The sequence below is a fragment of the Dictyobacter formicarum genome (assembly GCF_016587435.1).
The window spans coordinates 38,418-56,586 of sequence record NZ_BNJJ01000010.1; the positions used below are offsets into that span (position 1 = coordinate 38,418).

24 protein-coding genes and 2 pseudogenes are annotated in these 18,169 nt (G+C 52.9%); 13 read left to right on the plus strand and 13 right to left on the minus strand.

The genetic code is table 11. The features are described from left to right. Positions 1–7 precede the first annotated feature (7 nt). On the minus strand, positions 8–1,075 hold the full coding sequence (locus tag JMI88_RS18165; protein WP_201363348.1) for an RNA polymerase subunit sigma-70: 1,068 nt from the start codon (positions 1,073–1,075) through the stop codon (positions 8–10). Between the two features lie 262 nt (positions 1,076–1,337). Between JMI88_RS18165 and JMI88_RS18170 the strand changes: the two genes are divergently transcribed. Then, a complete protein-coding gene (locus JMI88_RS18170) occupies positions 1,338–1,643 on the plus strand; it encodes an EthD family reductase (protein ID WP_201363349.1) in 306 nt (101 codons plus the stop codon). A gap of 16 nt (positions 1,644–1,659) precedes the next feature. On the opposite strand, the pseudogene JMI88_RS18175 reads toward JMI88_RS18170, so the two are convergent. Together JMI88_RS18175 and JMI88_RS18185 are read right to left on the minus strand one after the other, a co-directional pair. Then, positions 1,660–2,431 (minus strand): annotated as a pseudogene (locus tag JMI88_RS18175) (transposase); the annotation flags it as partial. Between the two features lie 320 nt (positions 2,432–2,751). Further along, complete coding sequence (locus JMI88_RS18185) at positions 2,752–3,798, minus strand: carboxymuconolactone decarboxylase family protein (protein ID WP_201363352.1); 1,047 nt, start codon at positions 3,796–3,798, stop codon at positions 2,752–2,754. 266 nt (positions 3,799–4,064) lie between these two features. Between JMI88_RS18185 and JMI88_RS18190 the strand changes: the two genes are divergently transcribed. Then, positions 4,065–4,661 carry a TetR/AcrR family transcriptional regulator gene (locus JMI88_RS18190; RefSeq protein ID WP_201363353.1) on the plus strand — a complete coding sequence of 199 codons (597 nt, stop codon included), beginning with the start codon at positions 4,065–4,067 and terminating at the stop codon, positions 4,659–4,661. A gap of 105 nt (positions 4,662–4,766) precedes the next feature. On the opposite strand, the pseudogene JMI88_RS18195 reads toward JMI88_RS18190, so the two are convergent. From JMI88_RS18195 to JMI88_RS18210, 5 genes and pseudogenes are all read right to left on the minus strand, one after another. After that, a pseudogene (locus JMI88_RS18195) lies at positions 4,767–5,039 on the minus strand (nucleotidyltransferase family protein); the annotation flags it as partial. An 18-nt stretch (positions 5,040–5,057) separates the two neighbouring features. After that, positions 5,058–5,948 carry a metallophosphoesterase family protein gene (locus JMI88_RS18200; RefSeq protein WP_201363355.1) on the minus strand — a complete coding sequence of 297 codons (891 nt, stop codon included), beginning with the start codon at positions 5,946–5,948 and terminating at the stop codon, positions 5,058–5,060. A gap of 3 nt (positions 5,949–5,951) precedes the next feature. Further along, complete coding sequence (locus JMI88_RS40135; RefSeq protein WP_268906001.1) at positions 5,952–6,086, minus strand: NUDIX hydrolase; 135 nt, start codon at positions 6,084–6,086, stop codon at positions 5,952–5,954. A gap of 114 nt (positions 6,087–6,200) precedes the next feature. After that, positions 6,201–6,509 (minus strand): hypothetical protein, encoded by a 309-nt coding sequence (locus tag JMI88_RS18205; RefSeq protein WP_201363356.1) that lies wholly within the window; start codon positions 6,507–6,509, stop codon positions 6,201–6,203. A gap of 46 nt (positions 6,510–6,555) precedes the next feature. Further along, on the minus strand, positions 6,556–6,753 hold the full coding sequence (locus JMI88_RS18210; protein ID WP_201363357.1) for a hypothetical protein: 198 nt from the start codon (positions 6,751–6,753) through the stop codon (positions 6,556–6,558). Positions 6,754–6,827: 74 nt separating this feature from the next. On the opposite strand from JMI88_RS18210, the gene JMI88_RS18215 reads away from it, so the two are divergent. From JMI88_RS18215 to JMI88_RS18235, 5 genes are all read left to right on the plus strand, one after another. Then, positions 6,828–7,460 (plus strand): histidine phosphatase family protein, encoded by a 633-nt coding sequence (locus JMI88_RS18215; protein ID WP_201363358.1) that lies wholly within the window; start codon positions 6,828–6,830, stop codon positions 7,458–7,460. Between the two features lie 5 nt (positions 7,461–7,465). After that, positions 7,466–8,269 carry an alpha/beta fold hydrolase gene (locus tag JMI88_RS18220; protein WP_201363359.1) on the plus strand — a complete coding sequence of 268 codons (804 nt, stop codon included), beginning with the start codon at positions 7,466–7,468 and terminating at the stop codon, positions 8,267–8,269. 265 nt (positions 8,270–8,534) lie between these two features. After that, positions 8,535–9,176, plus strand: coding sequence for a TetR/AcrR family transcriptional regulator (locus JMI88_RS18225; protein WP_201363360.1), 642 nt, complete (start codon positions 8,535–8,537; stop codon positions 9,174–9,176). A 117-nt stretch (positions 9,177–9,293) separates the two neighbouring features. Next, positions 9,294–9,851: a DUF2269 family protein gene (locus tag JMI88_RS18230; protein WP_201363361.1), complete on the plus strand. Its 558-nt coding sequence runs from the start codon at positions 9,294–9,296 to the stop codon at positions 9,849–9,851. A 72-nt stretch (positions 9,852–9,923) separates the two neighbouring features. Continuing rightward, positions 9,924–10,328 (plus strand): PPOX class F420-dependent oxidoreductase, encoded by a 405-nt coding sequence (locus JMI88_RS18235; RefSeq protein WP_201363362.1) that lies wholly within the window; start codon positions 9,924–9,926, stop codon positions 10,326–10,328. Between the two features lie 150 nt (positions 10,329–10,478). On the opposite strand, the gene JMI88_RS18240 is transcribed toward JMI88_RS18235, so the two are convergent. Then, positions 10,479–10,637, minus strand: a complete 159-nt coding sequence (locus JMI88_RS18240; RefSeq protein ID WP_201363363.1) for a hypothetical protein — start codon at positions 10,635–10,637, stop codon at positions 10,479–10,481. 113 nt (positions 10,638–10,750) lie between these two features. On the opposite strand from JMI88_RS18240, the gene JMI88_RS18245 reads away from it, so the two are divergent. Both JMI88_RS18245 and JMI88_RS18250 read left to right on the plus strand, forming a co-directional pair. Further along, positions 10,751–11,137, plus strand: coding sequence for a PadR family transcriptional regulator (locus tag JMI88_RS18245; protein WP_201363364.1), 387 nt, complete (start codon positions 10,751–10,753; stop codon positions 11,135–11,137). A gap of 4 nt (positions 11,138–11,141) precedes the next feature. After that, positions 11,142–12,170, plus strand: coding sequence for a hypothetical protein (locus JMI88_RS18250; protein ID WP_201363365.1), 1,029 nt, complete (start codon positions 11,142–11,144; stop codon positions 12,168–12,170). 115 nt (positions 12,171–12,285) lie between these two features. On the opposite strand, the gene JMI88_RS18255 is transcribed toward JMI88_RS18250, so the two are convergent. Both JMI88_RS18255 and JMI88_RS18260 read right to left on the minus strand, forming a co-directional pair. Then, positions 12,286–12,537, minus strand: a complete 252-nt coding sequence (locus tag JMI88_RS18255) for a hypothetical protein (RefSeq protein ID WP_201363366.1) — start codon at positions 12,535–12,537, stop codon at positions 12,286–12,288. A 152-nt stretch (positions 12,538–12,689) separates the two neighbouring features. Then, a complete protein-coding gene (locus JMI88_RS18260; protein WP_201363367.1) occupies positions 12,690–13,238 on the minus strand; it encodes a GtrA family protein in 549 nt (182 codons plus the stop codon). Between the two features lie 1,132 nt (positions 13,239–14,370). Here JMI88_RS18260 and JMI88_RS18265 point away from each other — a divergent pair. Both JMI88_RS18265 and JMI88_RS18270 read left to right on the plus strand, forming a co-directional pair. Beyond that, positions 14,371–14,892 carry a DinB family protein gene (locus JMI88_RS18265; protein WP_201363368.1) on the plus strand — a complete coding sequence of 174 codons (522 nt, stop codon included), beginning with the start codon at positions 14,371–14,373 and terminating at the stop codon, positions 14,890–14,892. Between the two features lie 55 nt (positions 14,893–14,947). Beyond that, positions 14,948–15,424 (plus strand): SRPBCC family protein, encoded by a 477-nt coding sequence (locus JMI88_RS18270; RefSeq protein WP_201363369.1) that lies wholly within the window; start codon positions 14,948–14,950, stop codon positions 15,422–15,424. A 110-nt stretch (positions 15,425–15,534) separates the two neighbouring features. On the opposite strand, the gene JMI88_RS18275 is transcribed toward JMI88_RS18270, so the two are convergent. Both JMI88_RS18275 and JMI88_RS40725 read right to left on the minus strand, forming a co-directional pair. Continuing rightward, entirely contained in the window at positions 15,535–16,254 is a 720-nt protein-coding gene (locus JMI88_RS18275) for a TetR/AcrR family transcriptional regulator (protein WP_201363370.1), read from the minus strand. A gap of 101 nt (positions 16,255–16,355) precedes the next feature. Further along, positions 16,356–16,601, minus strand: a complete 246-nt coding sequence (locus JMI88_RS40725) for a DUF1731 domain-containing protein (protein ID WP_373323886.1) — start codon at positions 16,599–16,601, stop codon at positions 16,356–16,358. On the opposite strand from JMI88_RS40725, the gene JMI88_RS18285 reads away from it, so the two are divergent. Further along, a complete protein-coding gene (locus JMI88_RS18285; RefSeq protein ID WP_201363372.1) occupies positions 16,573–17,262 on the plus strand; it encodes a TetR/AcrR family transcriptional regulator in 690 nt (229 codons plus the stop codon). The two genes, JMI88_RS40725 and JMI88_RS18285, sit on opposite strands and share 29 nt — an antisense overlap. A 159-nt stretch (positions 17,263–17,421) precedes the next feature. Further along, the gene (locus JMI88_RS18290) at positions 17,422–18,162 is read left to right on the plus strand and encodes an SDR family NAD(P)-dependent oxidoreductase (protein WP_201363373.1); all 741 of its coding nucleotides are present in this window, start codon (positions 17,422–17,424) and stop codon (positions 18,160–18,162) included. Positions 18,163–18,169: the final 7 nt, after the last annotated feature.

Sequence of the window (18,169 nt, forward strand, 5' to 3'; positions counted from 1 at the left end):
CGTGCCTTTAGTGGGGGCGTTGAAGCGGGAAGCCGAAGGAGGTGACCAGTTCTGGCTCAACGAAGGCTGTTATAGAGGCGATCTGCGGCAGATCGCGGAGCGTCGCCTCAAGGGTGACGACCTGGATCGCGAACGCTCGGTAGGCTCTGGTTGCTTCGTCCGCTCGATACACAACAAATGCCGGCTGTCCATTGGCACTCGCCGGGGATAAACGCCACCGTTTCTGCACACCAGAGGGAAAGAGGACCGCCAGGGAGAAAGCGCGAATCGCTTCTTTTCCTTGATACCATGAAGGGACCGGTGGCATGGAGAACGTCGCGTCTTCTTTCAACAAGGCCACGAACCCATCCACGTCGTCGGTTTCCCACGCCTGGAGATAGCGTGCAAGCAACGTGTTCGTGGCCCCATCCACATGACCCACCTGCGCCATCTCTCGCTGCGAGGCTGGATAGTGTTTCTCAAGCGTCGCCCGCGCTCGGTGTAAAGCGCTGTTCACCGCTGCTACCGAGATCTCAAGCAAGCGCGCAATCTCGACGGCGCGCCAGTCTAGCACATCTGAGAGGAGCAAAATGGCCCGCTGGCGAGGCGGAAGCAACTGGAGGGCGGTGAGAAAGGCCAGGGAAACACTTTCACGTCTGCCATAGCGGGCTTCTGGGTTCTCCGCCGCCTCCGCCAGCCAACTGGTAGGAAACGGCTCAAGCCAGAGCGCCTCCGCCTCCCTCTCGGCAAGCGGCCTGTGCGGGTCCCATGCAGCAGAGGTTGCGGTCGGCAGCGAGCGCAGCGAGCGTTTCTTGAGGAGGTCCAGGCTAGTATTGGTCGCAATCTTGTACAGCCAGGCGCGCAGCGATCCCGGACCCTGCTCTTTGAACGTGTCAACGTGACGCCAGGCGCGCAGCATCGCCTCTTGCACGGCATCCTCGGCATCATGGAGCGACCCCAGGAGATGATAACAGTGCAAGAGCAGTTCCTGGCGATAAGTTTCGATCAACGGACCCGTCTTCGAGCGACCTGGACTCGTCTGACCTGTGATTGGAGCTTCATGTACACGATCAGCCTGTCGGTATTTCCCTCTCACGCTGCATGTCTTTCTTCTTACTGCTCTTTCCTTGTTCGTCGAAAAACGTATCAGGGCCACTGGTGCTGGCCTGATGTCTCAAATACGCTCATTCTACCACATGGTGCTGGTTCTTTGCCATTGGTTCAAGCAGTCTGCACCTGTTTGGACCGCGTAAGGCAGGAAGCAGAAAACATCCCTGTCAGACCGCACAGTTTTGCTCTTTCCAATAGTTTTATTGGTAGAACACTTTCATAGAAAACCATCTGAAAGCGAGGACACTATGGTCAAATTTCTCATACTCTGGGATACCCCGACAGATCCCGTCGCGTTTGAGCGCCACTATCGCGAGGTGCATATTCCATTGGCCAAGCAATTACCCGGCCTGCGACGCTACACGGCTGGCCGTCACGCGACTGCGATTCGAGGCGAACCCTATTACTGGATAGCCGAGTTAGAGTGGGACACCATGGATGCGCGCCAGAAGGCATCCCAATCTCCCCAAGGCCAAGCAGTCTCACAAGACGTTGCCAATTTAGCCCGCTATGCTCAAGTGCGGTCCATGTTATATGAGGTGGAGGAGCTCTAGAGCACCGGTCAAGTAATCAAGCGACGGTTTGAAGCTCGGGCGAAAGTGCTTGGGAGCGGGCCAGGACATGCAAGTTGTGAACGACGGCGCAGCGACGGAGATCGAAAAGATTCTTCCGTAGCTCACGATAACGATAACGTGCGCGCCGTCCTTGCCACTGACCGACATGAGCGAGGGTATGTTCGACAGCGACTCGTTCACGCAGTTTCGCCCGCCCTTCTGGCGTCTGTTGGCGCTCTCGTAACTCGATAAACAAGGCTTCATCGGGATGAATGCTCACACTGCGTCCTTTGGAACTGGTAGTACATCGGGCTTTCAGGGGGCAGTGAGCGCATATTTCTGTGGGGAAATGGACCACACCGCCAGGAACAAAAGGCATTTCCTGCTTGGCCGGACATCGAATTGTCTCTCGTTCCCAATCCAGGAGAAAGGCTTGTTTGTGAAAGTGTTTGCCGTCGCGAACTGGCCAGGCTTTGCAGTGTACTTTCAGGTCGTCGCTCCGTTTGCGGACCAAATGGCTGCTCAAATAGGCACGGTCGATATGCAGTTCTGTCAAGCGAACCGCTTGGTGGGCTAAATCCTCGCTGATAGCTTCGGTGACGCTGGCTTCAGGGACATTTGCTGGAGTCACTCCCTACCGCTCGGATGAGGTTGGTGTCCAAATCCTGGAGAACATGGCGTTTGTACCCATCCACACGCACACTGCGGCTTTTGCGACCATGACGCAAGCTGTCATCATAGAGGTTTGCTAACTCCCGCTGAAACGCTTCATCGAAGAGCACATGTTGGTGCTTTCGCAGGAAGACAAAGAGTTTGGCTCGACGAATGCGAGTCACGATCTGCTCCTCTTGTGTTGAGAGAGCGATTGGGGGTTGCCAGACTTCTGGTTGCATCGGTTCTTTCCTTGTGGAGCTTCTCGGCTCACACGAAATATCTCGGGAGAACATTTGGTGACAATCATTGCATGTTTTTCCTGCCGACGCCCCAGGAGCGTCGGCAGGAAAAACACAGAGAGGTGAGCGGAGATGATCCAATCGTCTCCTCGCGTCTCTGTCCTCACCGATTATCAACGCTCAAGCTGCGAGCTGGGACTCATCTGTTCAGACCTCTAGCTTGGATGGGAGAGGGGGAGGCTCGCAAGAGCCGGAGCAAGAAAGCTTGCTACCCTGCGTGCAGCTGCACCACTTGCCCAGGCGGCGGCCCCCACCAGTTGGGCATCCGTCGGGTATGAGGCGTGGAAGTCCTCGATGACGCGCTCATCGATCTGAAAAGAGGCCAGCGCGACCAGTAATGCCAGCCTTCCAGCTCCCTTGTCTGCCCCTTTCAGATCCGCAATGACCTTCTCGACCCAGCCGCGACCCAAGGCAGGCACTCCACCAGACCAACGCGCGAGTTGCTCATTCACTACCAGGCGCACCTGGGGCGAGAGGATTTCGGCGCCCTTCTCTTCCAGCCGGGCGGCCCAGCCGGCAAACGCGTGGCTGATGGTGGGGGAAGCAGCGGCCCAGGACAGCTCAGCAGGTAACTCCGCTTCTGGCAGCAAGCGCAGGGAAGTGCCCGCCGGCTTGTGCTCATTTCTTCCTTGCGCCAACTTGTGCCCGACTTGCTTCCATACCTGCTTGCCAAGCCAGCCTCCTCGCACAAGGGACGGGAGCAGACTCTCTGGCAAAAACACATTCACCAGACGATTAATGTAGTGATAGGTCACCACCACGCCGAGGAGTTCTGCGGCTTCTGGTGCCGAGAAGGATGCAGGCAACGTCTTGATGGTGGAGGCTTGGCTCGAGGAGAGGGCCCAGGTGACGATGGAGCGCACAGCAGGGTCAGAGATGTCCTGCGTCCGGCCCTGTTTGAGCAGATCAGCAAGTGAGGAGGGGGAGGGTAGGCGAGCCGCTGAGGCATGAATCTCCACGCAGTAGGGACAGGCATTCGTCTGGGAAACCGCTGCAGCCACGGCTTCTTTGAGGGCCCAGGGAACTTGCCCCACCAGCGTCGTTTCCCGCACAATCGCCCACAAGCCAGCCAGCAGTTCTGGGATAGGGGCATGAAGCTTGAAAGGATCACTGACCACGCCAAAATCATGCCTGATCTGCGTGTAGACCTGGCCAACAAGACTCGAAGGATCGACCCGACGAATGGGGTGCAGGTATTTCATACAACGTGCTCCCTTTCTCCATTTTGGGTACCTCTCACAGCACCATGGCGTTCCGGAAACCGACCCTGATCCTGGATAATCTGTTGACAATAAAATGATGAGCACATCGCTCTTGCTCCTTTCAGATAAATCCGTTATTCTGTAATGAACACTTGATTCCTTTCTATTACAAAGGGAATGGATAGCCCCCGTCAAGAAGCAAAAGGGAATAAATGTTCACTAGTGAACATCTGAGCAAAATTGTTTAGGCAAGCAGAGGAAAGTCGATGAAGCAGGAAAAACACGATCGCCGTTCCCAGCGCACCCGCAGCCTGGTCACGACCGCCATGATGGCTCTCTTGAGCCAGAAACGCTATGATCAGATCACCGTGGGTGACCTGTTGGAGAGAGCGAACATAGGCCGTTCCACCTTTTACAGCCACTATTTTGATAAAGAGGATGTGTTGGCAGATCTGGTGAAGCAGCAGAGTGTTCTTATCAGTCAGCGCTTCTCCCGCAGGGAGGCAGGACAGCATCTCATACCGGCTCTGGAATTCTTTGAGCATTTTCAGGAGCATTATCCATTGCTGCATGCACTGCTGCGAGAGCACGCGGGGGAGATCGTATGGGAAACTGCCCAAGAGTGTCTGAAACAATCGCTTGAACAAGCCCTTCCATTGGTCTGCCCTGATCCAGAGGCTCTCTCGATTCCTCTGCCCATGATCGCGCAGTACCTCTCGGAAGCCTTCCTCGGCCTGCTCAAATGGTGGCTCTCAGCCGACATGCCCTCTTCCCCTGAAGAGATGGAGCGCATCTTTGAGCAATTGGCCCTGCCTGGCGTTCAAGCCGCTGTTGGGGGAAGCATGAAGAGACTGGAGACGTAGAGAGAATTGAGAAAGAAGAGCAGTGCCTATTCGCTTTATCTTTTCCCATTAGTTGACCGGCGTTCTAGTAAATAAAGCGAAATTCGGTGTGAGCTTGCTACAAGCTCATTGCGCATCCCGTAGGCAGTGCGTGGAGCGTATAAGTGAGCGACTGCCGTGGTCGAGATACCAGAGTTGCTCATCGAGGCGATCATGGGAGCGCAGAACGTCTTGTGGAAAGTAGGAGCCTTCCAGATGCTGAGCCCATGGGATGTCGAGATAATAGATGCGCTCGTGCACCTGCTGCAAACCATCAACTTCCTGAGGTGAGAGATCTTCTTTGGTTACAACGATAAAATCGACATCGCTATGCAGATCGAAGTCGCCCACCGCGAACGAGCCCTGGAGGTAGGTCCCCTAATATAGGCAAGCTGCAAGAGGTTCGACGACCGCTTCGCATTCTTGATTGAACTCAGCCAACCAATCACCAGTCACGAATTCAAGGACACCTGTGTCTGTATTCAGAAGGGCCATTGTTCCTTGTTGCAGTGTATGTAATGTCTCACGCTGCCCTGGTTTGAGCAGGCCGCCGAGCTGATTTAGTCCCAATGAGGTTGTTGGACCATACTGTTTTGGGCCAATCATCGTGTGCAGGTGTCCGGCAACGTGATAACGAGGTTGGATCGTCTCAATCAGCTTACTGACTTGTGATGAACCTTGTGTCTGACCATAAAATCCGGTGCTACTACCGTAGGGTGGCTCATGAGTAATAAGCACATCCACCTCATCACGTTTGGTGAAAAGCAGAGTGTTGAATGCTGTTGGATCGTGCTCAGTTCCTTCTTTCCCACGTTCTGGATGCTCGACGCCACCAAAGAAAGCCAGCCTCATTCCACCACAATGAATAATCGTTCCATCAGGAATGTAGTGAAATAGATCAAAGGAATCAACGGGGATCGTCTTGTCCTGCTTATCCTGTGACAACTGGAGTAGCCACACTGCTTCATCATGATCTCCACGCAGGAAGTAGATAGGTTGCTGGATCTGCTGACGTTTCTCTCTGAGGTGGTTGGCAAGCTGATTCTGTGCATAGAGCACTCTCAAGAAGTCGAACTCAGCAGGATTGTTTGCTGTATAGCGTAAGAAGACATCGATATTTTGAGTCATTTTCTCCAGGCGTTCGGCCCCAAAATCACCGATTTGAATCACCATGTCTAGTGCAGTATCGGTTCGCTTCTGCCAGGTAAGGACGGCTGCCAGGAGGTGGTAGACTTGTCCGTGAGTATCGCCAAAGAAAGCGATGTTCATACCTCAAATCCTTTCGCCAGGTTCCAGCGTTCCCGCCGGAACCTGGATGCCTGCTTCTGGCGAAAAGGTATGTGTGAAGAGCAGGACGCGCCGCTGATGGGTAATATAAGCAAAAACCTTCTGTTTGATAGGCCGCATGCTACTCGTCCCTTTTTAGACAGATGAATATAATGTTTAGCACCATTGTATAACATAATCTGTCAGGAAAGAGCGCATGCGAGACAAGCAGCGCACCTACAGATAGATCTGCATTTAGCGGCTCACATGGCTCTGCCAGGCCTCTGACAGGCTTGGATCGATATAGACCAGTGAATACATCTCCTCTTCATCCTGCTCGCTATCGACCTGCTGGAAGCCCAACGCAGGCTTTTGAAAATCGTTGGTAAAGCGATAAAGCAGATCAATCGGGCCCGAAGGCTGATTGGACGCATCCGTGAAAATCTCTTCTGGCCGGACCTGTTGTTCTATCAACGGTGCTGACTCCGCGATATCCTGCTGGTTCGACACAAATGTACGAATAGTTGACAGCGAATAGCGGTCTGAATGGATTGTGTTTGACATAACAATACTCCTTGTATAGTGCTGATAGCCCTGTCTGTACTACGCATCAAAACCAGCCGATGGATACCAGTAGCGCTTGCTGGCAGGCTGCTCCTGGATCAAACATGGGCAAGCGTGAGCCAGCTGCAAGTTCCAAAAATATACGGCAGCACTGATCGTTGGTGTTGCGCATGCCTGATGGGATAGCATAGGTGCGCCAGTCAGAGAAAGGCAGGTGATACAATAGAGTGGTATATTGATACATTCATACAAAAAAGTGTTTGCGCTATACAAAGAATGTAAAGCTCTGAAAATAATTGAGGGGAGAGTAAGGCAAACATGGAAGTTTTTATGGTACGGCACGGAGAAATGGGCCGTACGTCGGGCAATGATTTTCTGACGGCCCGTGGCGAGGAGCAGGCCCTGGCCACCGGGCGCTATTTTTCCCAGTTACCCGTAACCGGTGTAATCAGTAGTCCGCTGGTGCGAGCCCTGGGAACGGCCCATGTGATCGCTCGCGCCTGTGAAGACATGCCGGTAGAGGTCTGGCCAGAACTGCGCGAGGGTCTCTTCAATGAGATGACCGGTTATGGGGCCGAGGAATTACGGTCTCGATTTCCATTGGCCTGGTTTCCAAAAGAGATGGAAGCCGAAAGTCTCCTCTATCCAGCCGACACCCGGGAGAGCCTTTTGCAGCGCAGCCAGCAAGTGGCGCAAAAGTTAGAGAGCAACTTCGGACCCAACGACACCGTCGTACTGGTGGCGCATGGCGGTATTATCTCCTATATTTTCCATGCCCTCTTAGGCATACCTGCCGACACCTTTAGCTTCTTCAAAATCGACTTCGCCTCCATCAGCCAGGTTAGTCTGATCCCGCCAGAGATGCGCCTGGGCCATGCCCCCATCTACCCCGAGCGCAGCGTCGACGTCGTTACCGTGGGTAATACCGCTCACCTGGTTGGTATTGAGTGAAGGTAATGTTCAGAACGTATGGTAATGAGCCTTTCCACATCGTTGTTGTCCATGGTGGACCGGGCGCTGTAGGCACGGTCGCCCCCGTTGCCCGCGAAATCGGCCAGACAAGGGGCGTCCTGGAGCCGCTCCAAACCGCTTACACACTGGAGGGGCAGATCGAAGAGCTGCGCCAGGTAATCGAGCAAAACGCTACCACGCCCGTCATTTTCATCGGACACTCGTGGGGAGCATGGCTCTGCGCGCTCGTCACCGCCGCCTATCCCGACCTGGTGCGCAAGCTGATTCTGGTTAGCAGTGGTCCATTTGAAGACAAGTATGTGCCCCAGATCGCAGAAAACCGACTCAAGCGGCTTCGTCCGCGCGAGCGGGAAGAATTTCTTCAGATCGTCGATATGCTCAACGGACCAACTGCTTCTGAGGGTGCTGACATGGCCCTGCAACGCCTCGGTGAACTGGCGCACAAGGCCGATTGCTATGATCCCATTGAGATACCAAACGACACCACGGACCTCTCCGGACTCGTTGATCCAGGCAAGATGTACCAGGGAGTCTGGCCCAAAGCCGCTGCACTACGAGAAACAGGAGAACTACTGAGGCGTGTGGCTACAATTCAGTGTCCCGTAGTCGCTATCCACGGTGACTGTGATCCCCACCCCGCCGAAGGCATACGGAGACCGTTAGCTGCCAACCTGAAAGATTTCCATATGATCATACTCGACAAATGTGGCCACACCCCTTGGGAAGAAAGGCACGCTCAGGATACATTTTACGAAATACTCGAGCGAGAAATTTCCGCATCTCAATAAACCAAAGGCCGTTAAATGCTCGCGCTTTTTCTGGTAAATTGACTCAAGGGTGGTCAGATTTTGAACTGAAGGATAGGAAATTGACGTGAATCATGGGAATCATCGGTTTACGTCCAGGCAGTGTCGCTCCCGATCTGGCTTCCTCCATCGACACCTTGTAAATAAGCCCACCATCGCAACCGTCCAGAAAAAGGCTTGACATCCCCTTCTTTTTCTGTTACGCTATTAGCAACCATTGGTAACTAAAAATAACAAAGGTAAATTTATGGGAAGGAAAGAACGACGACTGCGAGATCAGCAAGAGCTCAAGCAGAATATGTTGGAGGCGGCACGAGCAATCGCTCTGGCCGAAGGGTGGAGCAATGTGACGATGCGCAAGATCGCTGATCGCGTTGAGTACAGCCATGCCGCCATTTATGACTACTTTGAAAACAAAGATGTGCTTCTCTTAGAGCTCGTGCATGAGGGCTTTCGCCTGCTGGAGGCAGATATGAAGCGAGCCCGAGCACAAGCTCATGATCCAGAGGAGGCGATGCGGTTCATCGCTCATGGCTATTTCGGATTCGCCTGGCGCTATCCCGAGCTCTACCGCCTGATGTATGGCCTGGACGGTGTCACTTTCAGCATCTCAGAGCCCGAGAAGGAGGGACTCCAAATAGAAGATGTGGTGGCACGGACCGTCAAAGATGTGCTTGATTCTCATGGCTGGTCAACAGAGCACCTGGCCGATCAGGTGAATATTCTCTGGGGGACCGCGCATGGGCTGGTCACTCTCACGCTGACAGACCGCATTCGCGGCGGGCAGGCGCAGGCAACACAATTATTCGAACGAGCGTTTCAAGACATGCTGCTGGCCTGGGAACAGGAGGCGGGTACCGCCCGTCCGGCCTCCCCTTCGAACATGTAGCCTCTCTCCAGGTTCGTCACATCCCTAGCGAACTTGTGTGAAATTATACATTTAACTTACCAAAGGTCACCAAACAAACAAAGGTAAGCAACATCACTCATTTAGGAGATGGACATCATGACACTCTATCCTTATATACTTTTGCTACACATTGTAGGCGTGATCGGCCTGTTTATCGCTCTCAGCCTGGAGTTAGCTGTTATGTTTCGCTTACGAGCGGCGAAGACGACTACCCAGGTCCATGAATGGCTCACGCTCAGCCGCGTGATTGACCTGGTTCTGCCAGTCTCCGCTGTATTCATCCTCATCAGCGGCCTCGTGCTGACATTTTCGGTATGGGGATGGGGGCATGCCTGGATCGAACTTTCGTTGGGCTTGCTCGTTCTCCTGGGTATCCTGGGACCCGTGATCAACGGACCTCGCATGAAGGCGATTCATGTGGCAGCGCAAGCAGCACCCGCGGGAGAGATCCCTCCCGCTCTAAGAAAGGTCATCTCTAACCCTGTACTGCGGATTTACGCACCCATCCCGGGCCTGGTCGCGTTGGGCGCAGTTATCATGATGGTCTTGAAGTTGGATTGGCTTGGTTCGGGGATGGTGGTTGCTCTGGCCCTTATCGTCGGTCTCATCTTTGCCTTCGCGCGTAAAGGGCATGGCATACATTTTGTGAAATAACCTTTATCAAGAAATAAAATAACCTTTATCAAGAAATATTCGCAGAGAAATATTGTGAGAAAGAGGAAAAAGATGTTTTCAGAACAAGAACTCGCGTTTTTGCACACACAACCACTCGCCAGACTGGCAACGGTGGCCGTCACTGGTCAGCCTGATGCGGACGCGGTCGGCTTCGCCTTTGAGAACGGGCGCTTCTATATTGGCGGGTATTTTCTCGAACGCACCCGCAAGTATAAACATATCGCTGCCGGACAGAGCAAGGTGTCGCTCCTTATTGATGAACTACGCTCGCTCGATCCCCTGGAGCCACGCTCGATCAAGCTTCATGGAGAGGCCGAGATTCTGCAACTTGAGGAGGGATTCCGGGGTCCTGGCACATATATTGTGATTACGCCGAAGGTCTCCTGGAGTAGCGGCATTGAAGGACCGGCTTTTCAGGATGGCAAGCCGGTCATCAAGAAAATCACCTGGGAATAGGATCTAGTTTTAAAGGATCTTTTCGAAGTTTTTCTGTTTTCCGGGCTGCTTTCCATTCGAATGGAAAGCAGCCCGGCTTGGATTTTGCGGACAGGAGGAGCAAAAAAGAGGTACCAGAGGGTTCGTGCCAACCTGACAAAGGAAGCCAATTTACAAGGTATCGATGGAGGAAGCCAAATCGGGAGCGACACTGCCTGGACGTAAACCGATGATTCCCATGATTCGCGTCAATTTCCCATCCTTCAGTTCAAAATCTGACCACCCTTGAGTCAATTTACCAGCCAGGTAGCGAATATGCGTGCTCCACATTTGATGCCTGTGTGCTGTGGTAACGCTTGACAATAGGTGGTTTTTAAATTAATATACCCATATTGGGTATAGTCAAGTGAAAAAACACGATGTTTGAGAGAGGGATCGATGAGATGAGCACAGGTGGAGAGGCGTCGGAGGTCAGATTACCGTTGACTCCGGCGGTGTTTCATATCTTATTAGCGCTGGCCGATGGTGAACGCCATGGCTATAGCATTATGCAGGAGATTGCGGCGCAGACCGAAGGGAAGCTGCGCATTGGTCCTACGACGCTCTATCGTTCGATTAAGCGTATGTTGGAGGATGGTCTGATTGAGGAAACGGAGGAGCGGCCTGATCCGGCTTTGGATGACGAGCGGAGACGCTACTATCGATTAACGGCATTGGGTTTGCAGGTGACGCAGGCCGAGGTGCAACGCCTGGCACAGGCAGTGGAGGTAGCGCGCAAAAAGCCCTTGCTAGGTGACGCCGCGATAAAACCGATGTTTGGGGGAGCATAAATATATGTCACGAGTATCAAAGTCGTCGTCTATACAGCCCGGGATTGTTCGGCTCTCGGTGTATCTGTATCGCTGGCTGTTGTGTCTGGGGCCGGCGGTGTTTCGCCGGGAATATGAGGATGAGGTTCTGCGCACTTTGCGTCAATGCTGTCAGGAGGAGTACGTACAACATGGTACCGTCGGTGTATTGCGCCTGTGGCCAGCTCTGTTTACGCGGGCTATTGTAGATATGGTGGCCGAGCAACTGTCCATGGAAGGAGGAGGCATCATCATGCGCCGCTCGACGATCCTGACCTATTGCGCCTTTGTGCTCTTTGCCCTTGGCTACCTCACGCTCATGCGTACCAGCGATCCAGTCGCTCCTTTCAATACTGTAGCCCAGGCCCACCCGCAGGTCGGGATCGCTTATCGAATAATCTCGATCAGCATGAACATCGTCGCGCTGGCGACGCTGCTGGGCGGCGGCCTGGTGTTCTATAGCATTGTCAAATACGCCCGTGCCAGCGAACACAACCTGATCAAACTGTTCCTGCCCACGAAGCGACACATGGGTATGCTGGTGGTTGGCACGCTGCTGATAGCGCTGTGCCTGACGCTCTACATTGTATTCTTCGGCTTCATCGTTGGTAGTCCACCACACATTGCGGACCAGCCTCTCTGGTTGGCGTTGCTGATCGCCATGGCAGGTGTCTTCGTCGGGTCAGCACTCTTCACATTCGTGATCCTGCTAGTCAGCACCATGATCGCGCTCGCCGTCTCGCGCAGTGACACTGGTCCACGCGTATTCCATATAGTGCGCATCTTTATGGCAGCGACGCTACTAAGCATGGGCATCTCCTTCGGCGCAACCATATACTGGATAGCCGCGTTGTGGAGTAGCGTCCCCCAATTTACCATGAGCGATGCCGGCCTGAGCATGGGCAACCTCACCTGGGTCATCCTGGCTCTCGGTGCCATGGTTCTGGCGCTATGCCTGGCCATCAACGCCTTGCGACAGAGCTTGAAGGTGCGCGAGCCATTGGTATCGCAATAATAACAGGCGAAACTTTCCGTACAGAGAGATGTTAGATACCAAGTTGCGTTCTAAGTACTAATTCTGAAATGCGGAAAAAACATCATAGAACGGAGTCGTTACTGGAAAAGAATGGTCAGTCCTCTGTGGACTCAAATAAGCGCGCCTCAGAAGCACAATAGCCGACGATACAATCCATGACATCCAGCAGGACGTCCTCTTTCGCCTCTTGCTCGACTACGCGCTGGCGAACCTGCTCAAATACGTTTAACACGGCTTGCTGCTTCATCCCGGATGCTTTCCATGCGAGCACCACCTGGCGAAGAGCCTGATACGCATCGCTTTTCTCAAGCACTCTGAGAAGCTGATCTTGAAGTTCCTGTTCCATATCTCTCGACTTCCCTGTTTGTTTTGAAGGCACACTTCTTTAATCTATCACAGAACGCACTTTGGTATTAGGGGGTGAGCGTTATGGGTTGAAGGCATGGGCAGTGGGGGAAGGAAGCGGGCGCTGAGGCCCGCACCTACGTTTTTTCGTTGTTATTGTTGATCGCTGTATGACGTAGCGATGGCTACTTTGCCTGAATCTTGATCTTCTGCGTCCAGCAACTCAGCGACGACCGTCGTGGTTGGCCGGTAAACGAATCGCTTCGAGATGAAGAAGTTGTAGATAAAGACGACAATAATGCCGATCGGGTTAGCGATATATTCGTTAACATGAAGCCCATAGACGAGTACCAGGCCGATTGTAAAGGAGAGTAACAGTGCTGAAAGGCTGGTTAACTGAGCTTTCAGTGCGCGCTGAACCCAGCTCCATCCCTGAAGTTTTTGCTCGCCATACGTAAAAATTTGATTGAGCAGGAAATTGATAGTGGTGCTTACTTCAAACGCACATGCCGAGGCCAGGGCATAGAGCAGATTAACTGTCGAGTGGTAACCAATGAAGGAGAAGTTGACAGTGAGGTGAAAAATTCCCAGGAGATGTTGAAAAACGAAGAGCGCCAGAACATTTACAGGTATTCCAACGCCGCCCACCAGCCCATAGCGGACAATGCGCATATTGAATAATCGTTTAATAAACGTAATCATCTACCTCTAAATTCCTTAAATACAATTGAGACAAGCCATGTGCCCATCCTATCATGCCAGGATGTTTCGCGCAAGGAATATCACCATTTTGTCTATGTCTATATCTGTGTATGTCAGCGTCGATGATCACTTATTGGCATAGATAGGTAGGGAGTGATCATGAGATAATGGAATCCCTCAATTTGTGAATGCATTTGATAATTTCTTTTCTGTTCTTTGCGCTTTTCATCCATTTGGGGAGCCTGGCAGTCATATTTATATCATATGTAGTTGTTACGTGGATACTTCTTATAGTGGGACCTTCTCGTACGTCAGCCTGAATATATTCTTCAAGATAGCATAAGTGCTCAAGGTTGAGAGCCCACAGTACATGTCCGCAGCAGGGAATTTGCAAGTAAAGAGGGAGGTAGAAATACCAATCGCAAGGGCCTCCCACTTGCATGCGGGTACATTTATCCTTTTCTCTGATGGCACCACAAGATGAGCAGAGCAAGCGTACGCGTTTGACAAAGTACGGGCTGATAATCTCTCTTGTGGTATCTGGCTCTGGCACGACGCGCGCACACCGCTGGCAGCGGGGACATCGCACCAGGAACAAGTAGGCAAAATCAGTGAGACGGAGGTTGGGGTCTGCTAAAAAACGTTGTTTTTTGCTCATTTATCCAGTCTACTCTCTCGTGCAAAGCTTACTGCAGCAGAATTGAGGCGTGCTTAAATTCTGCTGCAGTAAGCTTCTATTTATTCTCCTTAATACACCAACTATGGTGTTAAGGAGGATGAGGCGATTTTAACATCTTTCTTGCTTTCTCTCATTAGTCAGCAGCAGTATGTGGCGAACACCAGGAAACCATTCCAAACGCGTTTCTCCCATCTTATCATAATTACTTCGTAGAAAGCAGGCAGAAAGCCACCAAAGTAAACAGAAATCTCTATATAGGTGAATGATTCCTATTTGATCATGAGAGGATAGGAGATGAAAGAATCTGGTCTACTTTTGGTGGCGAATAAACACATCAGTAAAAGCCTGCATGGAAAATCTGCGCAAGATAGGAGAAGTTTTGTGCCTGCGTTCCATGTTATGATGATTATGCCACTACTCATGGTGGTACATCATCATAGCATGGAGTAGCACATGATGGAACAAACACCCTCACTTATGACATTCTACACAGGTTGGAAGACCTATCAACAGAGCCTTATCGAAACCACCGCGCCTCTTACTCCCGAACAACTGGCGTTACCCGCCGCATCGCATCAATGGACGATCGGGATGGTGGCCCAACATATAATCGCCAACCGGGTCTGGTGGTTCCAGGTGTGGATGGGTGAGGGAAGTCCCTATCTTGCCCCCATCGCGCACTGGGACCCTGCGGATGAAGTGGAGCAGCCCGAGCTTGGGGCCGCTGAACTGGTTGCCGGGCTTGAGTCCACCTGGGGCATGATTGCCGAGGCCCTTGCCCGCTGGACTGCCGCCGATCTTGGGCATGTTTTCCAACCTCCAGCAGCCTTGAGAGAAGAAGAGCGGGAGCACTTTCCCTCGTTCACGAGGCAGTGGATTATCTGGCATGTGCTCGAACACGAGATTCACCACGGAGGAGAGCTCTCCTTAGCCCTCGGCGGGTATGGTCTCCCAGGCATCTATGGTAGGCTGTAAACGCCCGTATGATGATTGAGTGCTACTCCCGACTAGATTGCGAAAGGATACACCCATGACAGATGCGCACTCGCGTGCCAGCACGCGAAACTCGAAATTTATCAAGGCGACGCCTGAAGCGCTCTATCGAGCCTTTACCGATCCTGCAGCCCTGGCTGTCTGGCTTGTACCTGGAGATATGACCGGCGAGGTCCATAGTTTCGACTACAGAGTTGGTGGAGGTTATCAGATGTCGCTGTACTATCCTTCATCCGAAAAAACCATTCGCGGCAAGACCTCAGAGAGAGAAGATAGATATACTGCACGGTTCGTGGAACTTACGCCACCTGAAAGAATCGTTGAAGCGATAACCTTTGATTCGGTCGACCCGGCCCTCGCAGGAGAGATGATCATGGTGGTCACATTGGAGGCCGAAAACGACGGAACAACAGTGTCTATCTTATTCAAGGACCTTCCGTCGGGCATTCGACCCGAGGACAATGAGGTTGGCACGCAGTCGTCACTGGAGAAGCTGGCTCGCTATGTCGAGTAGCATATCGGTCAAATTATTCATTTTTCGATCATGAAGGATAGAATCACCCCGAGAGGGCGCTTCTACGAGTCGTTTTCGATGAATTTATGATCAGGGCCATCCTGGCTGCCTTATGCATGGTCGCTGTTCTCTCGTATCGCCTCTATCCAGACTTTCACCGCTGCGGCGTCGGTGCGATGTAAGGAATTGGGGGGCGCGCCCAACACGCGCTCTATCGCCTCCATATAGGCAGCATGGGTAGAGACGATTTCTTCGACGTTGCGCTGCTCGTTGGCTTCATGCTCTAATGAGAGGAGTAGTCTGGCGTGGGTATTGCCCATGCCCTGCAGCAGGGACAGGATGACTTCGCCAGCCTTGTCTGGATGGCTGATGGTGAAGATGCCTTCCTGGATTCCTTGGCGGACGATTTTGGTGAGCAGCGGCGCGCGCTGTGCGAGCACCGCATCGTCCACTTTCTGGCGGACGATAGCGTTGTCGTCGTTGTACCAGACTCGCACCAGCTTGACTACATCGGCCTTTCTGGCGCTTCTCAAACGGTCCAGCGTATCGAAGAAGCCCTGGAGCTTTTCGATGGCATTCAGTTGGGGATCATGGATGATGGGGAGAAGCGGCTTTTCCGACTCTTGCTGAATTCGCTCAATGAGCGCGTCCAGTAGCGCCCGGCGCGAGTCGAAGTAGTGATGGAATGCTCCACTGGAAATGCGCACATAGTCCAGGATATCCTGGATCGACATTTGCTCGTATCCCTTGGTAAGCACCAGGCGTTGGGCTGCATCCAGAATTTCTCCGCGCTTCGCAGCAAATTCTTCAGGTTTGACGGTTCGGGCCATTGCTTCTCCTTGAATTAATAAATAGATGGTCTTTCTATTAATTATACGGCTAGCAGTTTTCTTTTGTCAATAGGGCAACGGTCAGGATAGTGTGTGCTACGCTACCTGGCTGTGTGGATGTTTGGCCTGTGTAGCAAGTGGTGGAGCGCCTGGTCGAGTTGGGTATAGGCGAATAGGAAGTGCGCACCAGTTAGACGCTGAGGTAACAGGTGCTGGCTATCCAGCACTACGCTTGACAATTCTCCTAGCAAAACGTGCAAGGCAAAAGCTGGCAGGGGGAAGACCGGGAACCGCCGCAGCACGTGCTGTACCGTGCGGATGAAATCTTCTGAGCCAGCTCGGCTCACTCAAAAAGCGGCCCTGACGCGGCAACGCATCATTGATACGGCCCTGCAGCTCTTTGCCAGCAACGGCTATGAAAAGACAACCATGCGGGACATCGCGGCGTCGGCTGAATGCTCGCTTGGACTTACCTATCGCTATTTCGCCAGCAAAGAAGATCTGGTTCTGGAACTCTATCGCTGGCTGGCGCAGCAACTGGAAGAGCAGGTAAATCTGTTGCCAGCAGTATCCATCGCCGACCGTTTTAATATCCTCATGCATGAGCTGTTAGTGGTAATGGCGCCGCATCGGCTGACCCTGACCGCCCTGTCTGGGGCAGCCTTAAATCCCCTCTCGCGGGCGGGAGTCTTTGGAGTCGAAGGAGCAGAGGTGCGCCGCCGCGCCCGGGCAAGCTATTGCGCCTTGATTATTGGTGCCAGGGATGCTCCCCGTGCCACACAGATAGATGATGTGGCTACTATCCTCTATGGCCTGCAACTGGCCCTGGTATTGTTCTGGTTACAGGATCTGAGTGATGACGCGCACAAGACCAAAGAGCTCCTGCAATTTGTGCATGAACTATTGAGGCGCCTCCGGCCGCTGCTTCGCCTTCCCTGGGGCGCGCAAACCGCCGCCCGCTTTGTACAGATCGTCGGGCCATTGCTTGGTCATCAGATGGAAGGGTGAAAGGCGCCCGCAAGGGGCAATACATTTTATGTTTATCTCCTCCTAAATGTTCACAGGCGATATATCAGAAATAATGAATGATATATTCATTTAATTTATATTGATCAATATATTGTGTCCTGGTATGCTTGTGGTAGTGAAGAAAAGGAGGAGACAAGCATGGATTTGACCAACAAGGTAGTGCTGGTGACTGGTGGAGGGACCGGAATTGGTCGGGCAACCTCTATCGCGCTGGCACAGCGGAGAGCCATCGTCATCGTGAACTATTCGCGTTCGCAAGCCGAGGCCGATGAAACAGTGCAGACTATCAAAGAGGCGGGCGGGCGCGCCATAGCCATCCGGGCCGATGTGGCTCGGGACGAAGAGGTACGCAGCATGGTCGAGCAGATCACGCAGCAATTTGGAACCATCGATCTGCTGGTTAATAATGCCAGCATCACGCGCCACATCCCAATGAATGATCTGGAGTCGGCCACTGAAGAGGTCTGGGATGAGCTGTATGGGATCAATGTCAAAGGCATGTTTTACTGCGCGCGGGCGGTGGCGCCACTGATGAAGCAGAAGAAGCAGGGAGCCATCGTCAACGTTGGCAGTATCGCCGGCCTCTCCGGGGCCGGCTCCTCACTACCATACGCCGTCTCCAAAGCGGCCGTGCATGGTCTGACCAAATCGCTGGCCCGAGCGCTGGCACCGGAGATCAGGGTGAATAGCGTGGCACCCGGGGCTGTCGCGACTCGCTGGTGGGCTGGCCGCGAAGAACAGATGCAGCGCCTGAGCAGCAACCTGCTGCTGCAGCGCATCGCTACCCCCGAAGATATCGCCCACATGATTTGCTCGGCCCTCGAACAAGAAATAATGACCGGCCAGATCATCACCGTCGATAGCGGTCAGACATTATAGTGCATTT

Bases quoted from the DNA above. Each gene is read 5' to 3' on its own strand.
- JMI88_RS18170 (WP_201363349.1), top strand. From the start codon at position 1,338: ATGGTCAAATTTCTCATACTCTGGGATACCCCGACAGATCCCGTCGCG.
- JMI88_RS18185 (WP_201363352.1), bottom strand. From the start codon at position 3,798: ATGAAATACCTGCACCCCATTCGTCGGGTCGATCCTTCGAGTCTTGTT.
- JMI88_RS18190 (WP_201363353.1), top strand. From the start codon at position 4,065: ATGAAGCAGGAAAAACACGATCGCCGTTCCCAGCGCACCCGCAGCCTG.
- JMI88_RS18200 (WP_201363355.1), bottom strand. From the start codon at position 5,948: ATGAACATCGCTTTCTTTGGCGATACTCACGGACAAGTCTACCACCTC.
- JMI88_RS40135 (WP_268906001.1), bottom strand. From the start codon at position 6,086: ATGCGGCCTATCAAACAGAAGGTTTTTGCTTATATTACCCATCAGCGG.
- JMI88_RS18205 (WP_201363356.1), bottom strand. From the start codon at position 6,509: ATGTCAAACACAATCCATTCAGACCGCTATTCGCTGTCAACTATTCGT.
- JMI88_RS18210 (WP_201363357.1), bottom strand. From the start codon at position 6,753: ATGTATCAATATACCACTCTATTGTATCACCTGCCTTTCTCTGACTGG.
- JMI88_RS18215 (WP_201363358.1), top strand. From the start codon at position 6,828: ATGGAAGTTTTTATGGTACGGCACGGAGAAATGGGCCGTACGTCGGGC.
- JMI88_RS18220 (WP_201363359.1), top strand. From the start codon at position 7,466: ATGTTCAGAACGTATGGTAATGAGCCTTTCCACATCGTTGTTGTCCAT.
- JMI88_RS18225 (WP_201363360.1), top strand. From the start codon at position 8,535: ATGGGAAGGAAAGAACGACGACTGCGAGATCAGCAAGAGCTCAAGCAG.
- JMI88_RS18230 (WP_201363361.1), top strand. From the start codon at position 9,294: ATGACACTCTATCCTTATATACTTTTGCTACACATTGTAGGCGTGATC.
- JMI88_RS18235 (WP_201363362.1), top strand. From the start codon at position 9,924: ATGTTTTCAGAACAAGAACTCGCGTTTTTGCACACACAACCACTCGCC.
- JMI88_RS18240 (WP_201363363.1), bottom strand. From the start codon at position 10,637: ATGTGGAGCACGCATATTCGCTACCTGGCTGGTAAATTGACTCAAGGG.
- JMI88_RS18245 (WP_201363364.1), top strand. From the start codon at position 10,751: ATGAGCACAGGTGGAGAGGCGTCGGAGGTCAGATTACCGTTGACTCCG.
- JMI88_RS18250 (WP_201363365.1), top strand. From the start codon at position 11,142: ATGTCACGAGTATCAAAGTCGTCGTCTATACAGCCCGGGATTGTTCGG.
- JMI88_RS18255 (WP_201363366.1), bottom strand. From the start codon at position 12,537: ATGGAACAGGAACTTCAAGATCAGCTTCTCAGAGTGCTTGAGAAAAGC.
- JMI88_RS18260 (WP_201363367.1), bottom strand. From the start codon at position 13,238: ATGATTACGTTTATTAAACGATTATTCAATATGCGCATTGTCCGCTAT.
- JMI88_RS18265 (WP_201363368.1), top strand. From the start codon at position 14,371: ATGATGGAACAAACACCCTCACTTATGACATTCTACACAGGTTGGAAG.
- JMI88_RS18270 (WP_201363369.1), top strand. From the start codon at position 14,948: ATGACAGATGCGCACTCGCGTGCCAGCACGCGAAACTCGAAATTTATC.
- JMI88_RS18275 (WP_201363370.1), bottom strand. From the start codon at position 16,254: ATGGCCCGAACCGTCAAACCTGAAGAATTTGCTGCGAAGCGCGGAGAA.
- JMI88_RS18285 (WP_201363372.1), top strand. From the start codon at position 16,573: ATGAAATCTTCTGAGCCAGCTCGGCTCACTCAAAAAGCGGCCCTGACG.
- JMI88_RS18290 (WP_201363373.1), top strand. From the start codon at position 17,422: ATGGATTTGACCAACAAGGTAGTGCTGGTGACTGGTGGAGGGACCGGA.